Annotated in this window: 18 protein-coding genes; 13 read left to right on the top strand and 5 right to left on the bottom strand. The window is 47.6% G+C overall.

Features of this window, described 5'->3' with window-relative positions:
- Nucleotides 1-19: 19 nt before the first annotated feature.
- The 9 genes from KD145_RS03380 to KD145_RS03340 all read left to right on the top strand — a co-directional run bounded on the left by KD145_RS03380 (nucleotide 20) and on the right by KD145_RS03340 (nucleotide 18,610).
- Nucleotides 20-4,786, top strand: a complete 4,767-nt coding sequence (locus KD145_RS03380; protein WP_212004501.1) for a non-ribosomal peptide synthetase — start codon at nucleotides 20-22, stop codon at nucleotides 4,784-4,786.
- 10 nt (nucleotides 4,787-4,796) lie between these two features.
- Nucleotides 4,797-12,185, top strand: coding sequence for a non-ribosomal peptide synthetase (locus KD145_RS03375; RefSeq protein ID WP_212004500.1), 7,389 nt, complete (start codon nucleotides 4,797-4,799; stop codon nucleotides 12,183-12,185).
- 29 nt (nucleotides 12,186-12,214) lie between these two features.
- Nucleotides 12,215-13,504, top strand: a complete 1,290-nt coding sequence (ectB, locus tag KD145_RS03370) for a diaminobutyrate--2-oxoglutarate transaminase (RefSeq protein WP_212004499.1) — start codon at nucleotides 12,215-12,217, stop codon at nucleotides 13,502-13,504.
- Nucleotides 13,505-13,579: 75 nt separating this feature from the next.
- On the top strand, nucleotides 13,580-15,307 hold the full coding sequence (locus KD145_RS03365; RefSeq protein WP_249219727.1) for an ABC transporter ATP-binding protein: 1,728 nt from the start codon (nucleotides 13,580-13,582) through the stop codon (nucleotides 15,305-15,307).
- Between the two features lie 154 nt (nucleotides 15,308-15,461).
- Nucleotides 15,462-16,658: a lanthionine synthetase LanC family protein gene (locus KD145_RS03360; RefSeq protein ID WP_212004497.1), complete on the top strand. Its 1,197-nt coding sequence runs from the start codon at nucleotides 15,462-15,464 to the stop codon at nucleotides 16,656-16,658.
- Nucleotides 16,659-16,714: 56 nt separating this feature from the next.
- The gene (locus tag KD145_RS03355) at nucleotides 16,715-16,915 is read left to right on the top strand and encodes a hypothetical protein (RefSeq protein WP_212004496.1); all 201 of its coding nucleotides are present in this window, start codon (nucleotides 16,715-16,717) and stop codon (nucleotides 16,913-16,915) included.
- 122 nt (nucleotides 16,916-17,037) lie between these two features.
- The gene (locus KD145_RS03350; protein WP_212004495.1) at nucleotides 17,038-17,664 is read left to right on the top strand and encodes a Crp/Fnr family transcriptional regulator; all 627 of its coding nucleotides are present in this window, start codon (nucleotides 17,038-17,040) and stop codon (nucleotides 17,662-17,664) included.
- A gap of 66 nt (nucleotides 17,665-17,730) precedes the next feature.
- Nucleotides 17,731-18,069, top strand: coding sequence for a darcynin family protein (locus KD145_RS03345; protein ID WP_212004494.1), 339 nt, complete (start codon nucleotides 17,731-17,733; stop codon nucleotides 18,067-18,069).
- Between the two features lie 145 nt (nucleotides 18,070-18,214).
- Complete coding sequence (locus tag KD145_RS03340; protein ID WP_212004493.1) at nucleotides 18,215-18,610, top strand: hypothetical protein; 396 nt, start codon at nucleotides 18,215-18,217, stop codon at nucleotides 18,608-18,610.
- A 202-nt stretch (nucleotides 18,611-18,812) separates the two neighbouring features.
- Here KD145_RS03340 and KD145_RS03335 read toward each other — a convergent pair whose 3' ends face one another.
- Nucleotides 18,813-19,826, bottom strand: a complete 1,014-nt coding sequence (locus KD145_RS03335; RefSeq protein WP_212004492.1) for a hypothetical protein — start codon at nucleotides 19,824-19,826, stop codon at nucleotides 18,813-18,815.
- A 353-nt stretch (nucleotides 19,827-20,179) separates the two neighbouring features.
- Here KD145_RS03335 and KD145_RS03330 point away from each other — a divergent pair, with 353 nt between their 5' ends.
- The 3 genes from KD145_RS03330 (at nucleotide 20,180) to KD145_RS03320 (ending at nucleotide 22,817) form a co-directional block, all read left to right on the top strand.
- A complete protein-coding gene (locus KD145_RS03330; protein WP_212004491.1) occupies nucleotides 20,180-21,190 on the top strand; it encodes a D-cysteine desulfhydrase family protein in 1,011 nt (336 codons plus the stop codon).
- 16 nt (nucleotides 21,191-21,206) lie between these two features.
- Nucleotides 21,207-21,776, top strand: a complete 570-nt coding sequence (locus KD145_RS03325; protein ID WP_212004490.1) for a Crp/Fnr family transcriptional regulator — start codon at nucleotides 21,207-21,209, stop codon at nucleotides 21,774-21,776.
- A 66-nt stretch (nucleotides 21,777-21,842) separates the two neighbouring features.
- Nucleotides 21,843-22,817, top strand: coding sequence for an amidohydrolase family protein (locus KD145_RS03320; protein ID WP_212004489.1), 975 nt, complete (start codon nucleotides 21,843-21,845; stop codon nucleotides 22,815-22,817).
- A gap of 16 nt (nucleotides 22,818-22,833) precedes the next feature.
- Here the strand turns inward: KD145_RS03320 and KD145_RS03315 are convergent, their stop codons facing one another.
- The 4 genes from KD145_RS03315 to KD145_RS03300 form a co-directional block, all read right to left on the bottom strand.
- Nucleotides 22,834-23,142, bottom strand: a complete 309-nt coding sequence (locus KD145_RS03315; protein WP_212004488.1) for a DUF3817 domain-containing protein — start codon at nucleotides 23,140-23,142, stop codon at nucleotides 22,834-22,836.
- A gap of 1 nt (nucleotide 23,143) precedes the next feature.
- Complete coding sequence (locus tag KD145_RS03310) at nucleotides 23,144-23,602, bottom strand: hypothetical protein (RefSeq protein ID WP_212004487.1); 459 nt, start codon at nucleotides 23,600-23,602, stop codon at nucleotides 23,144-23,146.
- A 70-nt stretch (nucleotides 23,603-23,672) separates the two neighbouring features.
- Complete coding sequence (locus tag KD145_RS03305; protein WP_212004486.1) at nucleotides 23,673-24,263, bottom strand: TetR/AcrR family transcriptional regulator; 591 nt, start codon at nucleotides 24,261-24,263, stop codon at nucleotides 23,673-23,675.
- Between the two features lie 109 nt (nucleotides 24,264-24,372).
- A complete protein-coding gene (locus KD145_RS03300) occupies nucleotides 24,373-25,389 on the bottom strand; it encodes a hypothetical protein (RefSeq protein ID WP_212004485.1) in 1,017 nt (338 codons plus the stop codon).
- Between the two features lie 104 nt (nucleotides 25,390-25,493).
- Between KD145_RS03300 and KD145_RS03295 the strand changes: the two genes are divergently transcribed.
- Nucleotides 25,494-25,970: a DinB family protein gene (locus KD145_RS03295; RefSeq protein WP_212004484.1), complete on the top strand. Its 477-nt coding sequence runs from the start codon at nucleotides 25,494-25,496 to the stop codon at nucleotides 25,968-25,970.
- The last annotated feature ends 21 nt before the right edge of the window (nucleotides 25,971-25,991 follow it).

Here is a 25,991-nt window from a genome sequence, read left to right as displayed (position 1 = left end):
GAATATGAAAACCTCGGAAATGACAGACATAACAGCATTGCTGGAAAAAGCAGCAGCACTGAGGGTGGAGATATTACTGGAAGATAATCAGCTGGTGATTGAAATGGATGAAGATGAAGATGTGGACGATGATTTCTGGGATACCCTGAAAAACAACAAAGGTGCCCTGCTGCAATATCTGAAAGATAATGGTCCGCTGAACAGCTCAGTGAAAGAGCAGGGACTGCAGCGGATATCCGGCGGGGAGCGCATTCCGCTCTCTTTCAGCCAGGAACGATTATGGTTGGTAGACAAACTGGAGGGCAGCGCGCATTATCATATTCCGTCTGTGGTGCACATGAAGGGCCATCTTGACCGGGACAGCATGGAGGCAGCCTTGCGTGACATCGTTGGGCGTCATGAGGCATTGAGAACGGTGATACAATGGTCGGCCGATGATGACGTAGCCTGGCAGCACACACTGGATGCAGCAGCCTGGCAGCTGGCTGATATCAATATAGCAGAAACAGATGCCTTTGTGCAAAAGCCTTTCGATCTCTCTGCTGATTATATGCTGCGTGCGGCGCTTATCACTTCTGTCCCGGAGGTGCATACACTGGTAATTGTCACCCATCACATATCTTCTGATGGATGGTCTGAGTCAATTATCATTTCGGAGCTTGCTGAGCTATATGGTGCCCGGGTGGAGAAACGGGTACCACAACTGCCGGAGCTGCCTTTCCGCTATGCTGACTATGCAGTGTGGCAGCGTAATCATCTTACAGGGAAAGTACTGGCCGGTCAGCTGGAATATTGGAAAAAACAACTCTCCGGCGTTACCGCCCTGGAACTGCCGCTTGACAATACAAGACCGGCACTGCAAAGCACCAGGGGAGCCCTGGCAGGGTTCAGCCTCAATGCCACACTCACGGCAGCACTGAAGCAGCTCAGCCAGCGTGAAGGGGTAACCCTGTTTATGACGCTGCTGGCGGTATTTAAGGTTTTGTTATATCGGTATAGCAGACAGGAAGATATCTGTGTAGGCATTCCCGTTGCCGGCAGGAAATTGCGTGAAACGGAGCCTATGGTTGGTTACTTCATCAATACACTGGCGATACGCAGCAACGTGGAGAGTACACTTTCTTTCCGCGGTTTTCTACAACAGCTGAAAGAAACATTGCTACAGGCTTATCAGCACCAGGACACGCCGTTTGAAAAAGTGGTGGATGCCGTTGTCACGGAAAGGGAACTGGATAGGACACCATTGTTTCAGGTGATGTTTTCCCTGCAGAATACCCCGGAGACAGAAGACGTGAAACTCGGGGATATGGTATTGTCTGTCGGTGAAGCTGCACATACCAGCGCTAAGTTCGACCTGTCATTTGTACTGGATGAAACGCCGTCCGGACTTATCCTGGATGTGGAATACTGTACAGACCTCTTTATGGAAGAAACCATCACCCGCATGGCAGGCCACTATGAGCAGCTGCTGCAGGCTGTGGTGGAAGCACCCGGAGAGACGGCTGGCCTACTGAAGTTACTCACGCAGGAAGAAGAGCAAAAGGTATTGTATGGCTTTAACAGGCCGGTGAATAGAGATGCAGCCGGCAAAACAATTCCCGATGCCTTTGATACCTGGGTGAAATATGCACCTGATGCAGCTGCAGTATGGTATAAAGGCGATGTGCTCACTTACCGTGAGCTGGATGACGTTGCGGGAAAACTGGCCAATTACCTGCGCAGCCAGGGTGTTAAGGAAGATACGCTGGTACCTTTATATACTGGCCGGGGTATCAATATGATTGTTGGTATCATGGCTGTGTTGAAAGCCGGAGGTGCCTATGTGCCCATCGATACACAATATCCGGCTGAACGGGTAAGGTTCATGCTGGATGATATAGGTGCGTCTTTATATCTTACTACTACCGATTACCTGGAACCATTGCAGCAACTGATGCCCGAAGCTGGCCAGCTCATCTGCATAGACGACCTGGCTGTTCTCAGGGGGCAACCCGGTGTTGTGGCCTGTACTGACCTGAAGCCGCATCATCTTGCCTATATGATATACACCTCAGGATCTACCGGAACACCTAAAGGGGTGTTGGTAGCGCATGGTGGCGTTGTAAATCTTGCCACCTCACAGGCGGCAGCATTAAGATTGCAGCCAGCCATGAAGTCGTTGCAATTTGCTTCTTTCGGCTTTGATGCCTCCTGCTATGAAATTTTTAATACGTTGTTGAGTGGCGGATGCCTGGTGATACCAGAAACCGAAGATATTCTTTCCGCTGAGAAATTCTGCGCTTTCCTCGATCATACAGGCGTGGAAGCAGCCACACTGCTGCCTTCCTATCTGCACGCGATTAAAGATTATATTCCTGTCTCTCTCAAAACTGTTGTCTCTGCGGGTGAAGCACTTAGCAATGAAGTGGCCACCTGGATACAATCCAAGGGTATACGACTTATTAACGCTTACGGCCCTACGGAAAATACAGTATGCGCCAGCCTTACTGATCAGCCTGTAAAAGAGAACGGCAGGGTGGTGATCGGAAAACCGATCGATAACGTCATTATCCATATCCTGGATGATAACGGAAACCCTGTGCCGGTAGGCGTTCCGGGTGAGATGTATATCGGCGGCGTACAAGTGGCCCGTGGTTATTTCAGAAGAACGCAACTGACAACTGAAAGATTTGTTACAGACCTCGCAGGTATCGATGGCCGCATGTATAAAAGCGGCGACCTGGCACGCTGGCTGCCCGACGGTAACATCGAGTTCCTGGGAAGAAAAGACGATCAGGTAAAGATCCGCGGGCACCGCATCGAGCTGGGGGAAATAGAGAATGTATTGTTGCAGAGCGGCCTGGCCGATCAGGCGGTGGTTACAGCTACTCCCGATTCACGTGGTAATAAGCAGTTGGTCGCTTATATCGTGCCTACAGATACTTTTGATGAAACAGCCATCGCTGAATATCTGAAAGATCATCTACCGGCCTATATGGTACCAGCCTGGTATGTAGAGATGACTGTTATCCCGCTGACAGCCAACGGTAAGGTAGATCGCCGCGCCCTGCCTGAACCCCGGATGGAAGAACAAGCCTCATCGCAGGAATACGTGGCACCCCGTAATGCTACAGAAACCGCACTCGTGGCCATATGGCAGGAACTGTTAGGAAAAGACAATATTGGTATTCACGATAATTTCTTCCGGCTGGGAGGTGATTCTATTATCAGTATTCAGTTGGTAAGCCGTGCGCGCCGCGCCGGATGTGAGTTGCAACCCAAAGATGTGTTTCTGCATCAGACCGTCGCACAATTAGCTGCACTGGCCACACATCGCGGTGCAACATTTTTGGTGGCCAGCGAACAGGGCACACTAAAAGGTCCTGCAGGACTTCTCCCTATACAACAGTGGTTCTTTGAAGAAGGACCCACTGAGGTGGCTGACCTCAGTCATTTTAATCAAAGCATGTTGTTTCACATAAACAAACAACTCAGTTCAGCAGAGGTGTCGCGCGCAGTGGAACAGCTTATACTGCATCATGATGCACTTCGTTTCTCGTATTCAAAAAATGAAAACGGATGGCAACAGGTATATGGCGAAACAACGGGTGCGCCTGAAACGATTGATCTGACAGCTGTTTCAGAAAAAGAGCTGTCAGCCCGCATCAGTGATGCCTGTGCTCAGGGGCAACAATCCCTGGATATTACCGCCGGAAAACTGCTCAGCATATTACATATCATCACACCGGAAACGGCTTCACACAACCGCCTCTTCATGGCTGTTCACCATCTTGCTATTGACGGCGTATCCTGGCGTATTCTGCTTGAAGATCTTGAACAGCTCTTGAAAGGCATGAACGATAACCTGGCGGACAAAACCAATTCATATCGTCAGTGGTATACTGCCTTGGAACAATATAGCCAGAGTCCCGCACTGCTGGCCCAGCAGCCTTACTGGGAGCGGGTGATGAAAATGGCCCGCCCATTGCCTGCAGACCGTTATGAAGGCACAGCTGCACTTACAAAGGAGACCACTTCCTTCAGTCTGTACCTCGATGAAACGGTCACCCGTCGTTTACTGCAGGAAGTACCACAGGCTTATAATACAGAGATCAATGATATTTTGTTGTCTGCACTGGCACTTACACTCCACGACTGGACAGGTTATCAACAGATAGCCATCGGCCTTGAAGGACATGGAAGGGAAAACCTGGCCCCCGGGACAGATATCAGCCGTACTACAGGATGGTTTACTTCTATGTATCCGCTGTTGCTCGATATGACCGGAACAACGGATAAAGCCGCGCTGATCGTCAGCATAAAGGAACAGCTCCGGCAGGTGCCCGACAAAGGAATGGGCTTTGGCCTACTGCGTTATGTCCGCCGGGAGCCTGCATTGCAAGGCATGTTACCATGGAACATTCTTTTTAACTACCTGGGCCAGTTTGATAATATGAACAGCGAAGAAGGACTGTTGTCAGCAGCAGAAGAATATACAGGGAAGGAAGTCGGTGGAAATTTCCCGGTAAGAGATCTCATCTCCATCAACAGTATGATACAGGACGGTGTGCTGTCATGCCACTGGAGTTATAGCAGCCGTCACTTTGAAGATGCCACCGTACAGTCACTCGGCGCCGTTTACATCAGCCATCTGCAGGAATTGATCAATCACTGCGTGAAACAGGGAAAACAGGGACAGGTGTTTACACCCGCAGATTATGGGCTTTCTGGTGAAGTGACCTTTGAGAAAATGGACCGGTTCCTGAATAGCGAAGAAGACCAGTCCGAAGATATACTTAGCTTTTAAAATTGTAAAAATGACCATTAAAGCGTTTGTTGACAGGCTTCAACAGTCACATTTCTCGCTGACTGTGGAAGGAGAAAAACTGATCCTGAAAGGTGATAAAAGCCGGCTTACTGATGAACAGATAGCAGCTATCAGGAAAGATACAGAAGTAATAGGATTTATCAAGGCTAACAAACAGGAGCTGATCAGTTTCCTGAAGACCGCTTCGCAGCCTGAGGTAAAGAAGAGGGCCAGCAATATTGATTCCATGTACCGCCTAAGCCCCCTGCAGGAAGGGATGCTGTTTCACGGGTTGTATGACGGGCAGACTTCTGCATATCTGGAGCAGGTTTCCAGCTATGTATTTAACGCTGACCCTGAACTGCTGAAACAGACCTGGCAGCTGTTGATGGAGAAGCATACCATTCTGCGTACAGGCTTCGAACATAAACTGCTGGAGATACCGGTACAATGTGTATATAACGAAGTGACGCTGCCTTTCACTATACAGGACCTTCGTCATCCGGATGCTGCTGTGCAACAGGCCGCGATAGATGCATTCCTGGCGGAAGACAAGGCAAAGGGAATTGATTTCAAAACACCGCCGCTGATGCGTATTGCATTGTTGCAGACCGGTGAAAGTAATTATTTAATGGTCTGGACCTTTCATCATATCCTGCTGGATGGATGGTCTATCTCGGTACTGATGGAAGAATTCATGCAGTACTATAAACAACTGGCCGCAGGTAAAACAGTGGAGGATACGACAACAGATGTGTTTGAAGATTATATCCGCTTTATCTCATCACAGGATGCCAGCGCTGCAGAGCAGCACTGGCGGCAATATATGAGCGGCATTGAAGAAGGAACACTGTTGCCATTCATCCAGGCAAACGCGGACCGTACAAAGGGCATTGGTCATTATCATGAACGATTGCTTACGCTCGACGAAGAAAACAGCCGCCAGGCTGAAGTATTTGCGAGAGCACACGGACTTACGATCAATACACTGATACAAGGCGTATGGGCGTACCTGTTACATAGTTATACCGGCCAGGATGCCATTACATATGGGGTTATCGTGTCTGGCAGGCCGGAACAGCTGCCAGGGGTCGAAAAGCGTGCTGGTATGTACATCAATACCTTACCGCTGTTTACAACCCTTACTGCAGAAACAGCTATTGTGGAGTGGCTGAAACAACTGCAACAGGGACAGATACAATGCCGCGAACATGGCTACCTGTCACTGAATACCATCCAGCAATGGACAGGCATCAGCGGGGATATGTTTGACAGCATCTTTGTATTCGAAAACTATCCGCATGCAGAAGACGAAGCCATCGCACCGGGAGCATTCCGGGTAGATAATGTGGAGATCAAAGAACACTCCAATTACCCGCTGAGTGTTATTGTGGGTGCAGGTGCACAGATACAGGTACTTTTCAAATACAATGCGGCCATCCTGGACGATGCTTATGTTACACAGCTGGAAAGCCATCTCCGGCAGGTGCTGCTGCAGATGATCTCATCCCGTTACAGCGAAATCGGGGAGCTGTCTCTGCTGACGGAACAAGAGTATACGCATCTGGTGTATGAAGTAAACCAAACATCTACGCCTTATCCGGAGCATGAAAATATAAGCGGGCTGTTTAGCAGCCAGGTGCAGCAATGCCCGGACGCGATAGCTGCCATCTGTGGCTCCCGACAGCTTACCTACCAATCACTGGATGAGCAGTCAGGAAAGCTGGCGCATTACCTGCATAAAAAAGGCGTAACAAACGAAACACTGGTGCCGGTTTGTATGGACCGCAGCCTCGAGATGATGATAGTGATCCTGGCCATTCTGAAAGCGGGTGGTGCTTATGTGCCCATTGATCCGGCATATCCGTGGGAGCGTATTCGTTTTATGCTGGAAGATGCCGGTAACCGTATCATCATCACAGATGCGGCTTTCAGGGACAAGATGAAAGCGGAGCTAGCTGTGATCCCGGAAATCATCTGTAAAGAAGATCTGCCGGTACTGACCGCCGCTGAAACAATGTTGCCGGAAGTATCTATACATCCTGACCAGCTGGCATATATCATGTACACTTCCGGATCTACCGGAAAACCCAAAGGGGTGCTGGTGACACACCGCAACATCATCACCCTCGTATATGATGCCGGTTATATTGATTTCAAACCCGAAGATGCAATACTGTCGGCAGGATCGCTGGCCTTTGATGCCACTACTTTTGAATACTGGGGAGCGCTGCTCAATGGAGGCCGGCTGGTACTGAGTGAAGATAATAACCTGGTGGATATTGCTGTACTCAGAAAGACGCTGATAAATGGCAGGGTGACCAAGCTATTTATGACGGCCGCCTGGTTCAATCACTTGGTGGACGTTGATATCACTGTATTTGAGGGCTTGAAGCATATACTGGTGGGTGGAGAAAAATTGTCTTCACAACATGTGAAAAAATTCCATCATCATTACCCACATATCGCTATCAGCAATGGCTATGGACCAACTGAGAACACCACCTTCTCTCTCAGTTATCTTATCAATGGAAATCCGTTGTACGATAATGTTCCGATAGGAGTACCCCTCAATAACCGTACTGCCTATGTGCTGAATAGCCGGCTGCAGCCGGTTCCGGTAGGTGTTACCGGAGAACTGTATGTCGGTGGTGCCGGTGTTGCCAGAGGTTATTTCAATCGGCCCGAACTGACGGCAGAAAAATTTATCGCTCATCCTTTCAGTGACAATCCACTGGAAAAATTATACCGTACCGGTGATATTGCGCGCCGGCTTCCGGATGGCAATATAGAATATATCACCCGGGCAGATGATCAGGTAAAGGTCCGCGGATACCGTATAGAGCTGGGAGAGGTGGAAGCAGCCCTGCAAAAATGCCCACTGGTAAAACAATGCGTAGTACTGGCCATTGCTGATGATTACGGACAGAAAAACCTGGTGGCCTGGATTGTACCGCAGGAGGAATTTGACAGAGAAGCAATATTGGACTCCTTGCGGGAACAGGTGCCTTCCTATATGGTGCCGGGCACACTGGTAGAGATAGACCAGCTGCCGCTGACTGCCAACGGTAAGATCGATAAGAAAAAACTAGTAGTCCCCAGCGCCAGTGATCAAACGGATACTTCGTATGCCCCTCCCCGTAATCAAACGGAAGAAAAGCTGGTGCCCATCTGGCAGCGGCTGCTGAAGCAGGAGCCCATCGGTATTTACGATAATTTCTTTGATCTGGGTGGCCACTCTCTGTTGGCTATCAGGTTGGTGGCCGCCATCCGGGATGAGATAGGGGCAGAGTTGTCCGTCAAAACTATATTTGACTTTCCTACCATCACAACGCTGGCGGATCATCTCCGCGAGAAAGGGCACCATGCAAAGCTCCCGCCAGTCACAGCCTCCCAGCGCCCGCAACGGATACCCTTGTCGTATAGCCAGGAACGTTTGTGGTTTATCGATCAGCTGGAAGGAAGCCTGCACTATCATATGCCTTCTGTACTCCGCTTGAAAGGACAATTACACCGGGAGGCATTGGAACAATCACTGCGGGCTATCATTGAACGCCATGAAGTGCTGAGGACTTCCATCATCGCTGAAGAGGGCATTCCTTATCAGGTGATCAGAGGACATGAACAGTGGACACTGCAAGATATTGACCTCCATAACCTGGATGAAAATATTAATACCTTTATCAATCGGCCATTCGACCTGTCGGCAGATTACCTGCTGCGTGCAGGCGTGGCTGTTATAGGAGAGGAAGAAACCATGCTGGTGTTGGTGATGCACCACATTGCCTCTGATGGCTGGTCTGCCGGCATATTGGTACAAGAGCTTAGTGCTCTGTATGAACAGGCTGTGGCTGCAGCTCCATTCTCTTTACCAGCCCTGCCATTGCAATACGCAGATTTTGCGGTCTGGCAGCGGGCCAATGTGACAGGGGATTTCCTGCAGTCACAACAAACCTACTGGACGGAAAAACTCTCCGGCACAGAGCCACTGCAGCTGCAAACAGACTATGAACGTCCGCTGCTGCAAAGTAATGCCGGTGCTATCTTTCCACTCCGCATAGATCCGCTGCTGACAGCCAAATTACAACAACTTAGCACCAGTGAAGGCGTAACGCTGTATATGACCCTGCTGGCGGCTTATAAAGTGCTGCTGTACCGCTACAGTGGACAGGAAGATATCTGTGTAGGCACAGTGGCCGCAGGCAGGCAGCAAAAGGAAACCGAAAATCTCATCGGCTTTTTTGTCAATACGTTTGCCCTGAGAAGTGAAGTGAATGGGAATCTGTCCTTTACCTCACTACTGAAACAGGTGAAAGCCACACTGCTGGAGAGTTACGAACACCAGTACCTTCCATTCGAAAAAGTAGTGGAGCTGGTGGTGAAAGACCGTGATATGAGCAGAAGTCCTTTGTTCCAGGCCATGTTTGTATCTGAAGATGCAGCGGAGGGCGAATTCCGGCTGGGCAATCTGCAGGTATCACCCGGACAACTGGAATATACCGCTTCCAAGTTCGACCTCAATTTTATGTGGTCTACATCAGAGGAAGGCATTGATCTGAATATCGTTTATTGCAGTGATCTCTTTGCGCCGGCCACCATTGAGCGTATGGCCAAACATTTCGAACAGTTGTTATGGTCTGCCGTTACGCTGCCTTCCCAGGAAGTAGGTGCACTTTATATGCTGGCGCCAGAAGAAGAGCAGACACTGTTGCATCAGTTCTGCAGACAATCCGCCCACCTTACCGGCGGAAACAGCAAAACAATTATCGCTCAGTTCATCGACCAGGTGGCTAAACACCCGGATGCACCGGCTGTAGTATATGAAGGCCGGCAACTGACCTACAGGGAACTGGATGAGCGTGCAGGCATACTGGCGCAGTTCCTCAAAAAGAAAGGAATAGGACACGACAAGCTGGTGCCGATATGTATGGAACGCAGCCTAGAGATGATGGTAGCGATACTCGGCATCCTCAAGGCCGGCGGCGCTTATGTGCCGATTGATCCTGCTTTCCCGGAAGACAGAATTGCCTGGATACTGGAAGATACCAGCAGCAGGATTGTGCTGGCAGACCGTCATCTGCAGCCTGGACTACAGCTGAATAATATTACTACGTGTATAGATCTCCGTGAGGACTGGCAGGAGATCAGTGCCCTTGCAGAAACAGCCGTGGTAGCCGATGATAGTCATGCAGATCATCTGGCTTATGTGATCTATACATCCGGTTCTACCGGAAGGCCCAAAGGGGTCATGATAGAACATGCTCAGCTATCAGACTATCTGTATGGTCTTCATCAGCGGAGCAACTCAGAAGCATGCCGTTCGTTTGCACTGGTACCCACTATCGCCACAGACCTGGGCAATACCGTGCTCTTTGGGGCTCTGGCTGCCGGCGCGGTGTTGCATATCATTTCTGCCGAAAGGATTACCGATGCAGAGCTGCTACAGGAATATTTCCAGGCTAACAGCATCGACTGTCTGAAAATAGTGCCTTCCCACTGGAAAGCATTGAGCACCGGAGGCAGGCTGCTGTTGCCGGAAAAGCTGCTCATCTTCGGGGGCGAAGCCCTTCAGCAGGATATCCTGACCATGATACAGGCTAATATTGCCCAGGGCTTTAGCCCTGGGATCCAGGTATATAACCATTACGGACCTACGGAGACAACGATCGGTAAGTGTATGTACAAAACAGGGGTACACAGTACCGGTACAGGTATACCTATAGGTACGCCCATGGCCGGAGCGGTAGCCTATATCACCGATAAGGCCGGAAACCTGGTACCATCGGGTGTAGGCGGCGAACTATGGATCGGGGGAGCCGGAGTAGCAAGAGGTTACTGGAATCAGTGGGAGCTGACTGCAGAGAAATTTATACAGGACCCTTTCAGCGCTGACCCCGACGCCAGAATATATAAAACCGGCGACATGGCCCGCTGGCTGCCCGACGGTAACATTCTCTTCATGGGGCGCACCGACGATCAGGTAAAGATCCGCGGCTATAGAACAGAGCCCGGTGAAATAGAACGGGTGTTACAGGAAAGTGGTATGGTAGTACAGGGAATCGTGATGCCTCGTAAAGACAGTACCGGCAACAAATACCTGGCTGCCTACCTCGTCATGAAAGAAGGCTTCACACGTGAACAAGTGCTGACGATGCTGAGAAGCCGTCTGCCTGAATATATGATACCCGCTGCCATACTGGAACTGAAAGAAATTCCGCTGACAGCCAACGGAAAAGTAAACCGCAAAGCCCTGCCGGAACCAGAATCCAGTCTGCTCTCCGGTACGCCCTATGTAGCACCGGTGACAGCTACTGAACAATTGCTGGCCGCTATCTGGGAAGAGTTACTGGGAGTAAAACAACCAGGCATTCATCATAACTTTTTTGAAACAGGCGGGCATTCACTTGCAGCGGTACGTTTGCTTTCACATATCAGAAAAGCTGGTTACGATATACGGCTGAATGATCTCATGACACATAAAACCATTGCTACACAGGCCAGCCTGCTGGACCGACGCACAAATGGCGAAAATGTTGCTGCAACGGCACTTCCCGGCGGAGAGCATGTAGTAGTGCTGGGTGGTAAAACCGCCAACAGGCCGCTGTTCATTATCCCCGGCGGCGATGGCGTGGTAGACTGGTACGATGGTATAGCAGCCTGTCTGGAAGATACCGGGCCGGTGTATGGTATCAGTATGCCCGGTCTCCTGGAAGGAGAACAGCCACTGGACAGCGTGGAAGCACTGGCGGCATGGAATATCAGCCGTATCAGGGACTTACAGCCGGAGGGGCCTTACAGACTGATGGCGCATTCTTTTGGCGCATATGTGCTGTATGAGATGATCAGGCAACTTGAAGCCGTGGATGAGCAGGTAGAACAAGCCATTATACTGGATGCGCCGGCAGCCCGCCATGTATCCTTTGAAGATGTGGACATGCTGGTAGGGGATGCGCTGCAGTATCTCGAAGAATATCACCTGCTGACTAAGCCTTATCCGCAATGGGTACAGGATCTCAAAGCCAGGCTGGCATCACTGCCGGTAGCGGAAAGACGGGCTTTTATGCTCCATGCCATCCACCAACAGTATGTGGCGCACAGCGGCCTGCCGGATCTGACACAGCGGACCATCCGCCTGTTGACCAGCAATGCTTCTATTGGTTATACCATTGCGGGTAAAGTGAATGCTCCGTTGCTGGTAATACGTGCTGCAGATCAGCAATGGTCACAGCTGGGCTTCGATGAGTGGCTGGGCTGGAAACCCTTTGCAGAGGAAGTAAGAGCAGCAGAAGTACCAGGGGATCACGTGTCGATGATCAAAAATGACAATGCAATAAAACTGGCCGGCACACTGAACAAATATCTGAATGATATCAGCCTGACCACTAATCCTATTATATAAATTCTTAACCCTTAAATCAATCTACAGATATGTCAACACAGGTTTTTGAAACATTGGAATCAAATGTAAGGAGCTATTCCAGAAGTTTTCCGGCCCTCTTTAACAAAGCAAAAGGATCACATCTGTATGCAGCTAACGGAGATGCATATATTGACTTTCTGATGGGAGCGGGTGCGCTCAACTACGGCCATAACAATGAATATATCAAACAGCAGCTGCTGGCCTATATGGCGGAGGATAACATCATGCAGGGCCTGGATCTGTTCACCGTTGCCAAGAGCGAATTTATCACCACATTTAATGATCTCCTGCTGAAGCCCAAAGGATTACAGTATAAGTTCCAGTTCTGCGGACCTACCGGTACCAATGCCATTGAGGCTGCATTAAAACTGGCCAGGAATTATACCAAACGTTCCAATGTGATCGCTTTCATGGGCGCTTATCATGGATTGTCACAGGGTAGCCTGGCACTGACTAGTAACCAGTACCATCGCCAGGTGGCTGGCGTTGGTCTGCATAATGTCACCTTCCTGCCCTTCGAAAACAACGGCCCTGCCGGATTTGACAGCCTTGCCTATCTTGAAATGATGCTGGAGGACACACATTCAGGTATCGAAAAACCAGCTGCCGTTATCCTTGAAACGGTACAGGCGGAAGGCGGCGTGAATGTTGCTTCCTCTGAATGGCTGCGTGGGCTCAAACAGATCTGCGAAAAACACGACATACTCTTTATCTGCGACGATATACAGATTGGCTGCGGAAGGTCAGGTGACTTCTTCTCTTTTGAACAGGCAGGCATTGTACCGGATATTGTGGTGCTCTCCAAATCATTGAGTGGCTACGGACTTCCAATGGCTATGCTGCTCCTGAAACCGGAGCTGGACATCTGGCAGCCAGGTGAGCACAACGGTACTTTCAGAGGTTACCAGCTGGCTTTCATCGGTGCCAAGGCTGCCCTGGAATTCAGACGGGATACAGACCTGGAGGCTGCAGTAAAACAAAAAGCCTCCTACATAGAACGTTTCCTGAAAGAAGAACTGGCCGCCGCAGATGAACGTATCGTTATCAGAGGCCGGGGCCTGATGTGGGGCATCGATCTTTCATCTTTCGAAGATCCTTTATTGGCAAAGAAAGTGGCGCAGCAGAGCTTCCAGGATAAACTGATTGTGGAATGTGTAGGCCGGCATGATAAAGTAGTCAAACTACTGCCTGCACTGACCATTGAGCAGGAAACACTGGACCAGGCACTGGATATCCTGCAGCGTCATATTACTGCGAATATCCCATCCGGCGCTTCCACTAAAAAAGTACACGCATAAACGAAAACAGTCAGTATTTATCTTCAATCATAACCGATGCAGACAAACACTTCGTTGAAATCAAAGCCCCGGCAGATGTTCAGGTTATATGGCTATATAAAGCCTTATTGGGGTTCCTTTGCTGCAGGGATGTTATTCCTGGTCCTGTCAAGTCTGGCGGGGCTGACCATCCCTTATCTGCTGGGGCAGCTCGTGGATTATGGTGCAAAAGATCATCTGCCGGAGGCTATCAACCGGGTAGGATTACTTTTGCTGGCCGTCCTGTGTGGACAGGCGATATTGTCTTTTTTTCGTGTAACCCTTTTCGTTAATGTTACCGAAAAGACATTGTCAGCATTAAGACAGGATGTATATAATCATCTGATCAGATTGCCCATGTCTTTTTTTATGAGAAGGAAGATCGGGGAACTGAACAGCCATATATCTGCTGACATATCTTTGTTGCAGGAAACCCTTGCCACTACACTGGCTGAGTTTATCCGTAACATGATCACGTTTGCGGGAGCCTTTGTATTGTTGCTGACAACTTCGCTGAAACTGGCATTGTTCGTATTGCTGGTATTCCCTTTGATCCTGGCCATCGGCCTGTTGTTTGGCAGGTATATCCGGAAGTTTGCCGGAGATGCGCAGGGGAAGCTGGCGGAGGCCAACAATATCCTGGAAGAAACCCTGCAGGGGATACTGAGCGTGAAAGCGTTTGCCAACGAGTTTTTTGAGATGAAACGTTATCGCCGGAAAGTGATGGAAGGTGCTGATATCGGTATGAAGAACGGGAAGTTCAAAGGGGTATTTACCTCGATGTTGTTGCTCTGCGGCTTCGGGGCCATTGTAGCCGTGATCTGGAAAGGCGCGCTGCTGGTGGCTACCGGCGAAATGAACTCTGCCGGCGCCCTGATCTCTTTTGTGGTATATGCTGCATTTATCGGTGGGTCTGTTACAGAACTGGCGGAGGTATATACACAGATGCAGAAGAGCGTGGGCGCCACCAGGCACCTGTTTGAAATCCTGGACGAAGAACCGGAGTCATTAACGGATACTACAGGCATAGTGCCTCAGCATATACTGGATGGCACCATCCTTTTCCGGAACGTCTCTTTTAATTATCCAACACGGCCTGATCAGCAGGTACTGGATGATGTGTCCTTTTCAGTGGACGCCAATCAGAAGGTGGCGCTGGTAGGCCATAGTGGTGCCGGCAAAAGTACCATTGCTGCCTTACTGCTGAGACTTTATGATCCGGTGAATGGTAATATTTATTTCGGCGGACGTAACATTCGCCATGTATCTTATTCTGAGCTGAGAAGTCAGATCGCGCTGGTGCCACAGGAGGTGTTCCTGTTTGCCGCTTCCATCCGGGATAACATTGCCTATGGCAATCCCGGGGCCAGTGAGGAAGAGATCCTTACTGCAGCTCAACAGGCTAATGCCTGGGATTTTATCCGGTATTTCCCGGAGGGTATCGATACAATGGTGGGAGACAGAGGTGTACAGCTTTCAGGCGGACAACGGCAACGGATAGCCATTGCAAGAGCTTTGTTGAAAAATCCGCGTATCCTTATCCTGGATGAGGCCACGTCTGCGCTGGATGCTGAATCCGAACAGCTGGTACAGGGCGCATTGAATAATCTCATGCAGGGCCGTACCAGTATTATCATCGCTCACCGGCTTTCCACCATCCGGGAAGCCGACAGGATCATCGTAATAGACAAGGGAAAAGTGGCGGAAGAAGGCACGCATCATCAGCTGATCGGTAAGGAAGGAGGAATATACAGAAGTTTGAATGCCCTGCAGGTCCAGTCATAATTTTGTTCGCAATTTTACAATTTCACCTTCAACAGAAGTGCTTCATTTGTATAAAAAAATACAAATGAAAAGAATGCTTGTGGTAAGTCTGTTGTTGGAAGTAACAATACATTCACCTCTGTACTGAAAATACGCTATGGTGCCCGGCAGTGAAATGGTAAATACTGTTGAGACTTTTTACCGTGACTTTGAATGTTCACTGGAAAATTTCTCTTTGTTTACCGGAGAAGCAGGGGCCGTTTTTATTCAATCATTATCAGGCCTGACAGGCAACACTGCCGATATGGATCCTGCTTTGTTTTCAAGCATCCGGCAAAATATCGATCACATTATTAAAGTCGTTGAAAATAGTGATGATATTGAGTTTAATCACTGTTCCGGACTATCAGGCATAGGTTGGTTGATGGCTTTTTTGTGTGAAAAAAATATGCTGGATGAATCCTATCATCCGCTGTTAAAGGATATTGATGTTTTTTTAACGAAAGCCCTGGATTATTATTTCGCCCGTTCAGAATATGATCTGTTGTTTGGATATCTCGGAATCGGTATTTATTTCCTCAGAAGAAAAGTAAGGCGGGGAAATGTTTGCCGTATCATCAACCATCTTCGCGAAAAGGCGGAAAGGATAGGGAATGAATGGCTATGGAGACGCTATAGTGCCAACGATAGCACCGCGATTTATGATATGGGACTGGCCCATGGCAATGCGGGAATATTATATTTTCTAGGGAAATGTTACCAGGCCGGTATCAAAAAAAAGGAATGCCGGCAGATGGCCAGGGGTATTATCCGGTTTTATCTGAATAAGGCTGATGGAGCGGAAACGCTGAACGGAGCCTGTTTTCCGCATTCCATTCCATGTGCGGAGTATGGAAAAACGCCGCAGAAATCATTCTCCCGTTTAGCCTGGTGTTATGGAGATCTGGGCGTTTTATATACGCTGTATACAGTTACAGAATGGCTGGATTTGAACGGGTCGTTAAAACAACATTTGTTATCCATGCTGATACAGTCTTCAAAGCGGCTGACTTATGATCAGACAGGTATCAATGAAATCAGTGTCTGTCACGGAACGAGTGGGGCCGGTCTGCTTTTTTTATTACCGTATGACTGTACAGGGGAAGTGGCTTTTAAAATCGCTGCCAGTCATTGGTTGAGAGAATCTGTGCTGCTTCTGGAGCAAAAAAAGGAGCGCTTGTTTAAAAAGAGGATTGAAAGTAATGATGAATTTTCTGGTCATTACGATTTGTTAAATGGATTAAGTGGATGTGCTGTACTGTTGTTGATACAGCAGTATCCGGATATGCTGAGATGTCACAGCGACTTGCTGGAGGCGCTTTTCCTGGGCTGATACGTTATAAGCCGCGTGTAGTAATATCATCATTTATAAACCCTCAACCGACCCGTATGAAAAAGAAAAAACTTGTATTAAAGAAACAGGTCATCCACCAATTAAATCCATTAAACGCTGACCAGCAAAACAAAGTGCTGGGTGGTTTTACCACGTCTTTTGTACGCTGTACCCAGAGCGATCCCTGTTGCACCACTCCTTCAAAAGCGGAAAAGTGTCCGACAGAGCCACCGGTAGCCAATTTTTTTCAGGCCTGATTGTGTAGCATTATCGGCAAAGCCTTCAGGTCCGCTGGATTTGAAGGCTTTTTTAGGCTATAGCAAATTGATCACTTCATGGAATTTATGTTTATACTTGCTACCTGAAAATATAGATGATCATGTCTGTTCATCCGGGAAATAATAATACTTCACTGGTCACAGCTGATAAACGGGATCAGTTGCGTACTTATATTGAATCGTATAGCCCACTCCGGGAGACAACCTGGAAACGTGTTCAATCATTATTTGTCCTTCAGACACTTGAAAAAAATGATTTTTTTACCCGGGAAGGGGAACCGGCAAAAAATATTGCTTTCCTGGAGAAAGGCGTTGTGCGGGCATTTTACAGCAAGGATAACGGAGAAGAGTATAATAAAATGTTGTTTACAGCCCCTTCACTCATTGGAGGATATGCATCGCTCATCACCGGAAAGAAGGCACTGGTTTCCCAGCAGGCACTGACTGCCTGTACTATCCGGATAGCAGATTTTAGGCAATTGGCTGCACTGTATGATACCTGTCATGATCTGGAAAGGTTTTCAAGGAAATGGGCCGAAGCACTTTTTGTGGAAAAAGAAGAAAGGGAGATAGAGCTGGTGTCATTAAATGCCACACAGCGTTATATCAATTTTCGCAAGGCTTTTGCAGAAGTGGAGCAGCTGGTGCCTCAGTATCATATTGCCTCATACCTGGGCGTTTCCGCCACACAACTCAGCCGTATTCGCCGGAAAATGACAGGCGGCTGATTTCTTTACCTATGTAAATGGCAACCCCAAAACAAGGGAATAGTTTTGTAGTTCATCTATTAAACTATGAACTATACGATTATTATTCTAATTAATGCTACTCCGCAATGGCTTACATTGCCCCGGAAGGAGAGAGACCGGTTTGTTCAAAATGAAGTAAACCCGATTTTTGACAAGTTTGCTGATAAATGCAAGGTGAAATTGTTTGATAGTGATTTTACCTGTGCAGGCGTGTCTGACTTTGTAATCATCGAAACCGGCAACCTGGAAGACTTTGGTTACCTGATGGGTTATCTCCGGGAGTCAAAGACATTTGCAGTTCCCTACTTTGAAGTAAAGAACATTATCACAGGTGTTCCCAACAACTTCAGAGGATCGCTGGATATTGCAGATATTACCGGTTAGTATTAAGGTGATTGCTCGATATAATAAACAGTGCTAACAATGTTTATTGTATTGAGCAATTATTTTATGGGCTGTAGTAAAAGTGAATGCAAATGCTGTAACAGTAATCCTCGTTATTTTTAGGATTATCAAAATGTTACCCTTTATGAAAAAACTGTTTTTCTCCTTAGTAGCAGGAGGTATTTTAGTTAGCAATGTCGCTATTTCCAATGTAAAAGCAAACCTGGTCGTTAACCCAACCTATGTATCTGTACCACAGCAAGTTTATTTCCAGGATGCAGAAGAGTTTCTGGCTCAATATGATGCTTTGTTATCAAAAGGAAATGTGTATACGTTGGCGTTAGAGACCGGTAAAGGCATTTATATCGTTGGTGTTTCTTCCAGAAGAGACCAGGGACCGGCTGCCTTAGCTGCAAAACACTCCTTTACATCAAAAGACAAACTGGAATTTGCAAAATGGTGTAATAAGCAGTTAAATGCCGGAAAAGTACTGACTATCGGCAAAGATGCTGATGGAACTTATTGGGGAGACGTAAAGTAATCCCATCACCATTTTAAAGGAATGATTGAGTTAAGGCTATCCGCGATGGATAGCCTTATTTTTCCCAGGGCTGAAGCCCTGGGCTATAATGGGCGAAGCCCTTCTTAGCCAGTCTTCATCTAATTTATCCCTTTTTATTTCAGCGTCTCAGTCCTTTTAATCCCCCGTCGTATCTCATCTAATATAGCCCAGGGCTTTAGCCCTAGGGATTCATAATTTGTATTAATCTCTTGCTCACAATATAAGTAGGTGTATAAAGGGTATTATCCGTAGATGAGGTTAGTGGTGCATCCCTATCTATGGCATAGCTGAATACACCGCCTTTTTTGGCTCCTGAAGGTTCCCAGCGTGCATAGTCAAACGCTCTGCCTGTACCGTTTACAGGGTAGGTCACGTCATACCATACATTGCCGGGATATCCTCTTTCTTCGTAGAAGGAGAAACCCGGAACAAACTGTGTGGACTTGATATACGGAGAAAATGTATTCCAGGTTGACTGCAGTGTGGAGGCTCCGCGGCCATATGCCTGAAGCCATACATAGTCTACCAAGGTGTATACTTTTCTGAACAGGTTGTTACTGCCGCTCTGATTGGTGTCGAAGGTCAGCAGTTTGCCGGTACCGGATTTGGGGCCCAGGAATTTTGACAGGGCGGTGTAAACACCGGCCATTCTGGTCAACGTGGTGCTGGTCGGGTTACTTTCAATATCAATATCATAGCCGTCAAATCCGTACCTGTTAACGATACTGTCCATGATCCGCTGGGCAGTTATCGTATAGCCGGTACTGTTGTCGGGGGCACCTGGGGCCAGGTCCAGGTTGCCTGTTACAATCACTTTGGTTCCCTTGGCATGTAAGGTGTTGATCCATTTGGGAACACTGTCTGCAATGGGTGAAGTGGGGCTGAAACAGAACAGTATCAGCACATCGAGGCTGTCGGGTACCTGTGAAAAGTTGGAGCCATTGGGAGCGGCGCCATAGCATGGGCCCTGAAAGCGGTAAAAGCCGGCGTAGATCTCATGCGCGCTCTTTTTGTAAGCGAGCAGGTTGCTGTCGGCAATGACTGCGGTAGTAATGGCGACTTGTTTTGCCGCGTCTGTGGCTTGTTTCGAAAGGGTGGTGTCAGCCAGGTTTTTAGTGCAGGCGTTCATCAGAAAGAAGGATGACAACAGCAATGCCGCAGCAGTCACTGTTTGCACAGGGTTTGAAATTTTCATTGTTGTTCAGATTTGGTTTAAAAAAGAATATGTTTAATGTATGTATCCATAAGGGACAGCTACACTTTTGAAGTCTGAAAGATGAAGGCTGCAATGGGAACCATCGTTGTTTGTCGTTATTCACTGTCCGATTGTCGGGTTGAACGTGGAATCCGGGTGCTGGTTAACCTGCGCGTTTGGCTACGCAGTTGCTCATGATTTTTCTAATTTACTAAAAGTTGTTGATGCGGCCATCATATCATCACAGGTAATTACAATTTTGCCGGTGTATTGTTCATTTATTTTTTTATGCCTGAAAAACAACAAACTGTATTTTTGAGCATTATTATTCGAACGAAATCAATTTATATATCTTGAAAAAGAATTATTTAGAACATAAATATCAGGCCTATCCTCTGATCGGGAATCCAACAGGCATCCATGCTTTATCGAACCTGAACCGGCAATTAAAGGATGTACAGGTTTATCTGAAACGGGATGATGTGATGGATATTGGTCTGGGAGGCAATAAACTCCGTAAGCTGGAATATCTTATTCAGGATGCTATTAATCAGGGGGCAGATACGCTGTTGACTACAGGAGGGGTACAGTCCAACCATGCGCGGCTCACGGCAGCGGCGGCGGCACGCGCCGGAATGCACTGCGAACTGGTGCTGTCTCAACCGGTACCCATTGATACCCTGAACTACAACAACAATGGAAATATTTTACTGGAAAAGATCATGGGCGTCACGGTGCAGATTATTCCTAAAGGCGCAACAGTACAGACTTTCCTCGATGCAAGATGCACAGAGCTGATTGCTGAAGGAAAGAAACCCTATGTCATGCCCATGGGTGGCTCCAATCCGGTGGGGTGTCTGGGATATGCCAATTGTTATATGGAAATCATGGAGCAGAGCCGGCAGATGAATATGGCATTCTCCCATATCCTGGTGCCCAATGGCAGCAGTGGTACACATGCAGGGTTGCTGGCAGGTCAGAAATTTGCAGCACAGGCTGGCCCTGAAATCCGCTCCTATGCGGTATTGGCCGACGAAGTACAAACGAAAAAGGCCACCCTCGAAAAAACAATCGCCACCGCTAACCTGCTGGGATACACGGAGATGATTCACGATACTGAAGTGTTTGTTAATGATGCCTATCGTGGAGAAGGGTATGGTATTCCCACTTCATCCATGTGGCGTGCGTTAAGATTACTGGCCCAAACGGAAGGAATATTTCTGGACCCGGTATACAGCGGAAAAGCGTTTGCAGGCATGCTGGGAGATATTGAACAGCAAAAGTTCCCCAAGGGCAGTAATATACTGTTTATAATGACGGGTGGTACAGCCGGACTTTTTGCTTATCAGGATTTGGTTGGATGATAATGATTTTCTCAGCATGTATGAACAGCTAACTAAATATATTACAGACCGTAGCCCGTTAAAGGAAGAGCACTTACAGCAAGTGCTTGCTGCATTTAAACCCTTGCAGGTGAAAAAAAATGCGCTGGTGGCAAGGATCGGAGAACCTTCCAGGCGTATGTTTTTTGTAAACACCGGATGTCTGCGGGTGTGTTTTATTAAACCGGATGGGAGAGAAGTCACACGGCGCTTTGCTTTCGAAAATTCATTTTCCTCTTCACTGACCTCTTTTATCGGTGGTGATTTACTAAAGGAATCCACCCAGGCCGTGGAGCCATCAGAGCTGTTGTATATTGACCGCCTTGATTTTTATGACCTGGTAAATACTATACCTGGCTGGGATTTGTTTTACAGAAGCTTTCTTGAATATGCCTATGTAACCAATACCAGGCGCCTGGAGGATTTTATTACCCTGAGCGCCCGTGAACGTTACCGTTTGTTGCTGGATGAAAACCCGGAAGTAGTCCTCCGTTTGCCTAATAAACTGGTAGCGAATTATTTGAACATAACCCAGGAAGCGCTTAGCAGAATAAAATCTGATAGCTGATTTATTGATCGGGATCAAGGTTTGCTAAATGAAATGTTTGGACTTTAGTGTTCAAATATTTCATTTATGCGTATTGTAACATTGGAGGAACATATTGTCTTTCCTGAATTTATTCGGGAGATAGATAAAGCGGGACAGCTATCCGCGATTAGTAGAATGGAAGAGCAGCTGGCAGACATTAACGATGCCCGTTTAGCGTCTATGAACGCAAACGGGATTGATATGCAGGTATTGTCTGTAGTAGGTAGGGGAGCTGAATTGCTGCCGCCGGGAAAGGATCTGGCGTTTGCAGTTCGGTATAACGATGCCATTGCGTCCCGGATTGCTCCATACCCGGATCGTTTTAAGGCGTTTGCACATTTACCGATGGCTTCTCCACAGGCGGCTGCCGATGAACTGGAGCGGACCCGCGTCGAATATGGCTTCTGTGGTGCGCTGATCAACGGGCTTGTCAACGACAGATTCCTGGATCATCCGTCGTTCCGGCCACTGCTGGAAAGAGCGGAACAATTACAGCTGCCGCTGTACCTGCATCCGGGTCTGCCGCCGGAAGCAGTCGCAAAGGCTTATTATAGTGACCTGCCCGGATCGGCAGGGACAGTGTTGGCCGCTTCCGGCTGGGGATGGCATGCTGAAACAGCCTTGCATGTACTGCGTTTAGTCGTTTCCGGTACCCTCGACCGTTATCCCCGTTTAAAACTCATTATTGGCCATATGGGTGAAATGATACCGGTGATGATGGCACGGATCGATGAAAGGCTAAGTCCCGGCAATACCGGACAACATCAGCGGTCTGTCAGCCAGACATTACGTGACCAGGTACATATCACCACCAGCGGTATTTTTACCCAGCCTCCGCTGATGGCTGCCCTGGCAACTTTCGGCATCGATAATATTATGTTCTCGGTAGATTATCCTTTCAGTACAAATGAAGCCGGGAAAAAACTCCTGGAAAATATTCCCTTGTCTGCGGAGCAAATAGCCCGGATAGCAGGCGGAAACGCCGATCGCCTGCTGGGATTGAATGGAAACTCCAGGTAAATTGACCGGTTCTGCTTTACGCTTCCATTTTACGCAGCACTTTTCTGTCGATATAAAAGGTGCCAAAGGGAATCATGCATCCCAGTAATACTTTCCAGGTGGTGGTGCGGAACTTCCATTCATATTCTACCCCCACACTCAGGGTGTTGAATACAAACAGGAGGAAAAGCGCACCGTGAACAGGGCCCATTATTCTGGAACATTCCGGGTTTCCCAGGAAATATTTCATAGGTACCGCAATAAAAATAAGCACCAGCAATGAAATGCCTTCCAGTATGCCGATGATGCGGAGGCGTCCGATTTTCGTTTTAAATAAGTGTATCATGTTATCTGAAATATGGTCGGTGAGATAAGGGCGAAAACGGCCATGGGATGGCAACGAAAAGGATGAAGAATGCAATGGTAAACCAGAGCAGCATGGACCTGAATTTCTCCTGATCTGTCTTTTTCCTTTTTGTGATGGCCGAGCCAGCTATCAGTAATACAATGGCGGTGAGCATCAATATCAGATGGATCAACGCAAAAAACAAGTGCTCAAATAAGTGAGGTTCCGTTACGGGAGATTTCCAGAAGAATTGAATGATAGGGCTCTGTGTGTAAAGTATCATGCCGATCACCAGCTGAATATGTGCAATGGTGGCCGTCCAATGCCGGATAGCATTGTCTGTTTCCGTGAATGGCCGGCCGCTCCTATAACCTGTATATGCCCTGTATATGGCATAGAAAAGACTGCCCACCACCAGCCATCTGGCGGCTGAATGGAGGAAAATAAGCGTTGAATACATCCTTCATTTTGTTGAACAAAACAAAGGTATATTAAAAACATACTAGTTAGTATGTTTTTTGGGAAAAAAATTATTGCAGCGTATCCAGGTAATTTTTGAGTTCTTTTAAATAGGCAAGATATACCGGTCGGCTGTCTTCCAGTTTACCCAGGTTTCGTATGCCCCAGTAACCGGACATAACGAATAAGCTTACCTGTACTGCATTCACATCCTTACGGACATAGCCATTTTTTTTACCGTCATTGATAGCTTTGATCAGTGTTTTCTTCCATTGGTCAACCAGTTCATCCAATGCCTTATTAAAATCAGTGTGCCAGGGGCTCATCTCCTGGGTGAAATTGGAAGCAGGACAGCCATATTCCGGCTTAAGGAATTTGTCACCTAGCAGCAAATGATGCATCGATTGGTAGATAGCCCGGAGAGGATTAGGTTCCTTTTGAAACGGTACTATCAAACTGTCTGTGAGCGAGGGTTTCATTATTTCATGGATAATAGCCAGCCCCATTTCATCCTTATTTTTGAAATGATAGTAGAAGGCCCCTTTCGTTACCTGCGTGGTGGCAATAATGTCATCTATGCTCGTAGTCCGATAGCCTTTAACGTATATTAATTCAAACGCTTTTTGTAATATGTTGAGTCTGGTTGCTGCTGCCTTTTTCATGAAATTTACCATTTAGCATTACTGATGTAAAGGAAGTGATTTTTTTGATAGTGGCAAACTCTCTCCCAGGGCCCGATACTGATCAATCGGCACTATCACGGAAAGCAGGCTACACTTCATCGTCTTTCTTCATTGTTGGAATATGTATCGAAGGCAAAGGCAGTCCCTGATGTAATGCCAGCTGGTAATGCGACCATCCCTTGATCTCATCTTCTCCGTATATGATCATTCTGACAGCGGTGTCTTTGGTGTCCATGTCTCCCACATACATTCTCTGATGCTGGGGCACCGCTTCATAACGTTCTTTGAGTATGACCTTATTGGAGACAGTCGGATCTGCAATATAGGCTTCATATGCCTGTCTGCACAGGGCTATGGAGGAAGGGGCTCCGGCCAGTTTCCTTAATGTGTCCCTGATTTCATCGAGCTTGTCATCTATGTTGATACTATAGTCGGCCTCACCGGCAACGAAACTACCCAACCCGTATATATGCACTTTCGCATACAACGGAATTTCACTCAGCAATATACCCTGACTGACCAGTGATTCAAATTCCTGCATAGACAGCTGGATAGGCGTTTCCAGCCTCTCCAGGCAGACGGTATGGTCGGGGTACAGCACTACGCGCACGAGGTAATATCCTTCAGTAGTTTGATAGAACAGGTTTTCACTGTCGCCGTTTATTTTTTCAGGAAAAGGATCATAAGGTCCCCGTTTGTTTTCTTTGTAAACAGTCCCTTTACCACTTTCGCTAATACTGATACCGTTCACCGTTTTTTTACGGTAGGTGTAAATATTTTCCATCCGGGGATTTAATGTCCGGACCAGCGATTCCACATGGGGCACAAAACTCTTTTTATTAAAGAGCCAGGAACCAGCTGTGACCGGCCATGCGCCGAGTCCATGTATTGAGATGGAAGAACCATCAGGGATGGCCGTTACAATCCAGCCATTCCGCATTTTCTGTTTGAAATGCTTAAAATCCTCTATGTCCCAGTATTCCACTCTGCCATCTTCATAGATATCCAGGTCGGTGAAAAAATAACTACTGTTATGGATAATTGCAGGAATAGATAATCCTTCAATAATCGTCTTTCGGTATACTCTTGTAGCGCTTACTTTCATATGCTGATCGGTTATTCTACCGGAAAGTTAAACAATTCTTTATACACCATATCCTCCGGAAAAAAATGTATCTTATTCCTGTTCATCAATCTACATCTAAACCTATGGCTTTAATCAAACAAATTGCGAAACATTTCAGAGATGTTCATTTTGGGGGTAACTGGACCTGTGTCAATCTGAAGGATACCCTGGCAAATGTAGACTGGCAGCAGGCTACCACCAAAGTACAGGATCTGAATACCATTGCAGCGCTGACGTTTCATATCAACTATTATGTGGGTGTCATTACCCGCGTGCTGCAAGGCGGACCACTGGAGGGGCACGATAAGTTAAGTTTTGATGTACCCCCGATTACTTCGGAAGCAGACTGGCAACAGTTGGTCAACAAGGCGCTGACCGAAGCGGAAGTGCTGGCAGCGCTGATAGAAGCACTGGATGAAAAAAAGTTGTTCGAGGATTTTACGGATGCCAGATATGGCAACTATTACCGGAACCTGATGGGTGTGACGGAGCATACGCATTATCATCTCGGTCAGATTTCACTGATCCGCAAAATGGTAGGAGCATCTAATGTCGTATAGGCATAATGGTTGGTGAGATAA

It is taken from the genome of Chitinophaga sp. HK235 (assembly GCF_018255755.1).
Taxonomy (GTDB): Bacteria; Bacteroidota; Bacteroidia; order Chitinophagales; family Chitinophagaceae; genus Chitinophaga.
This window is presented reverse-complemented; position numbering and strand designations above follow the sequence as displayed.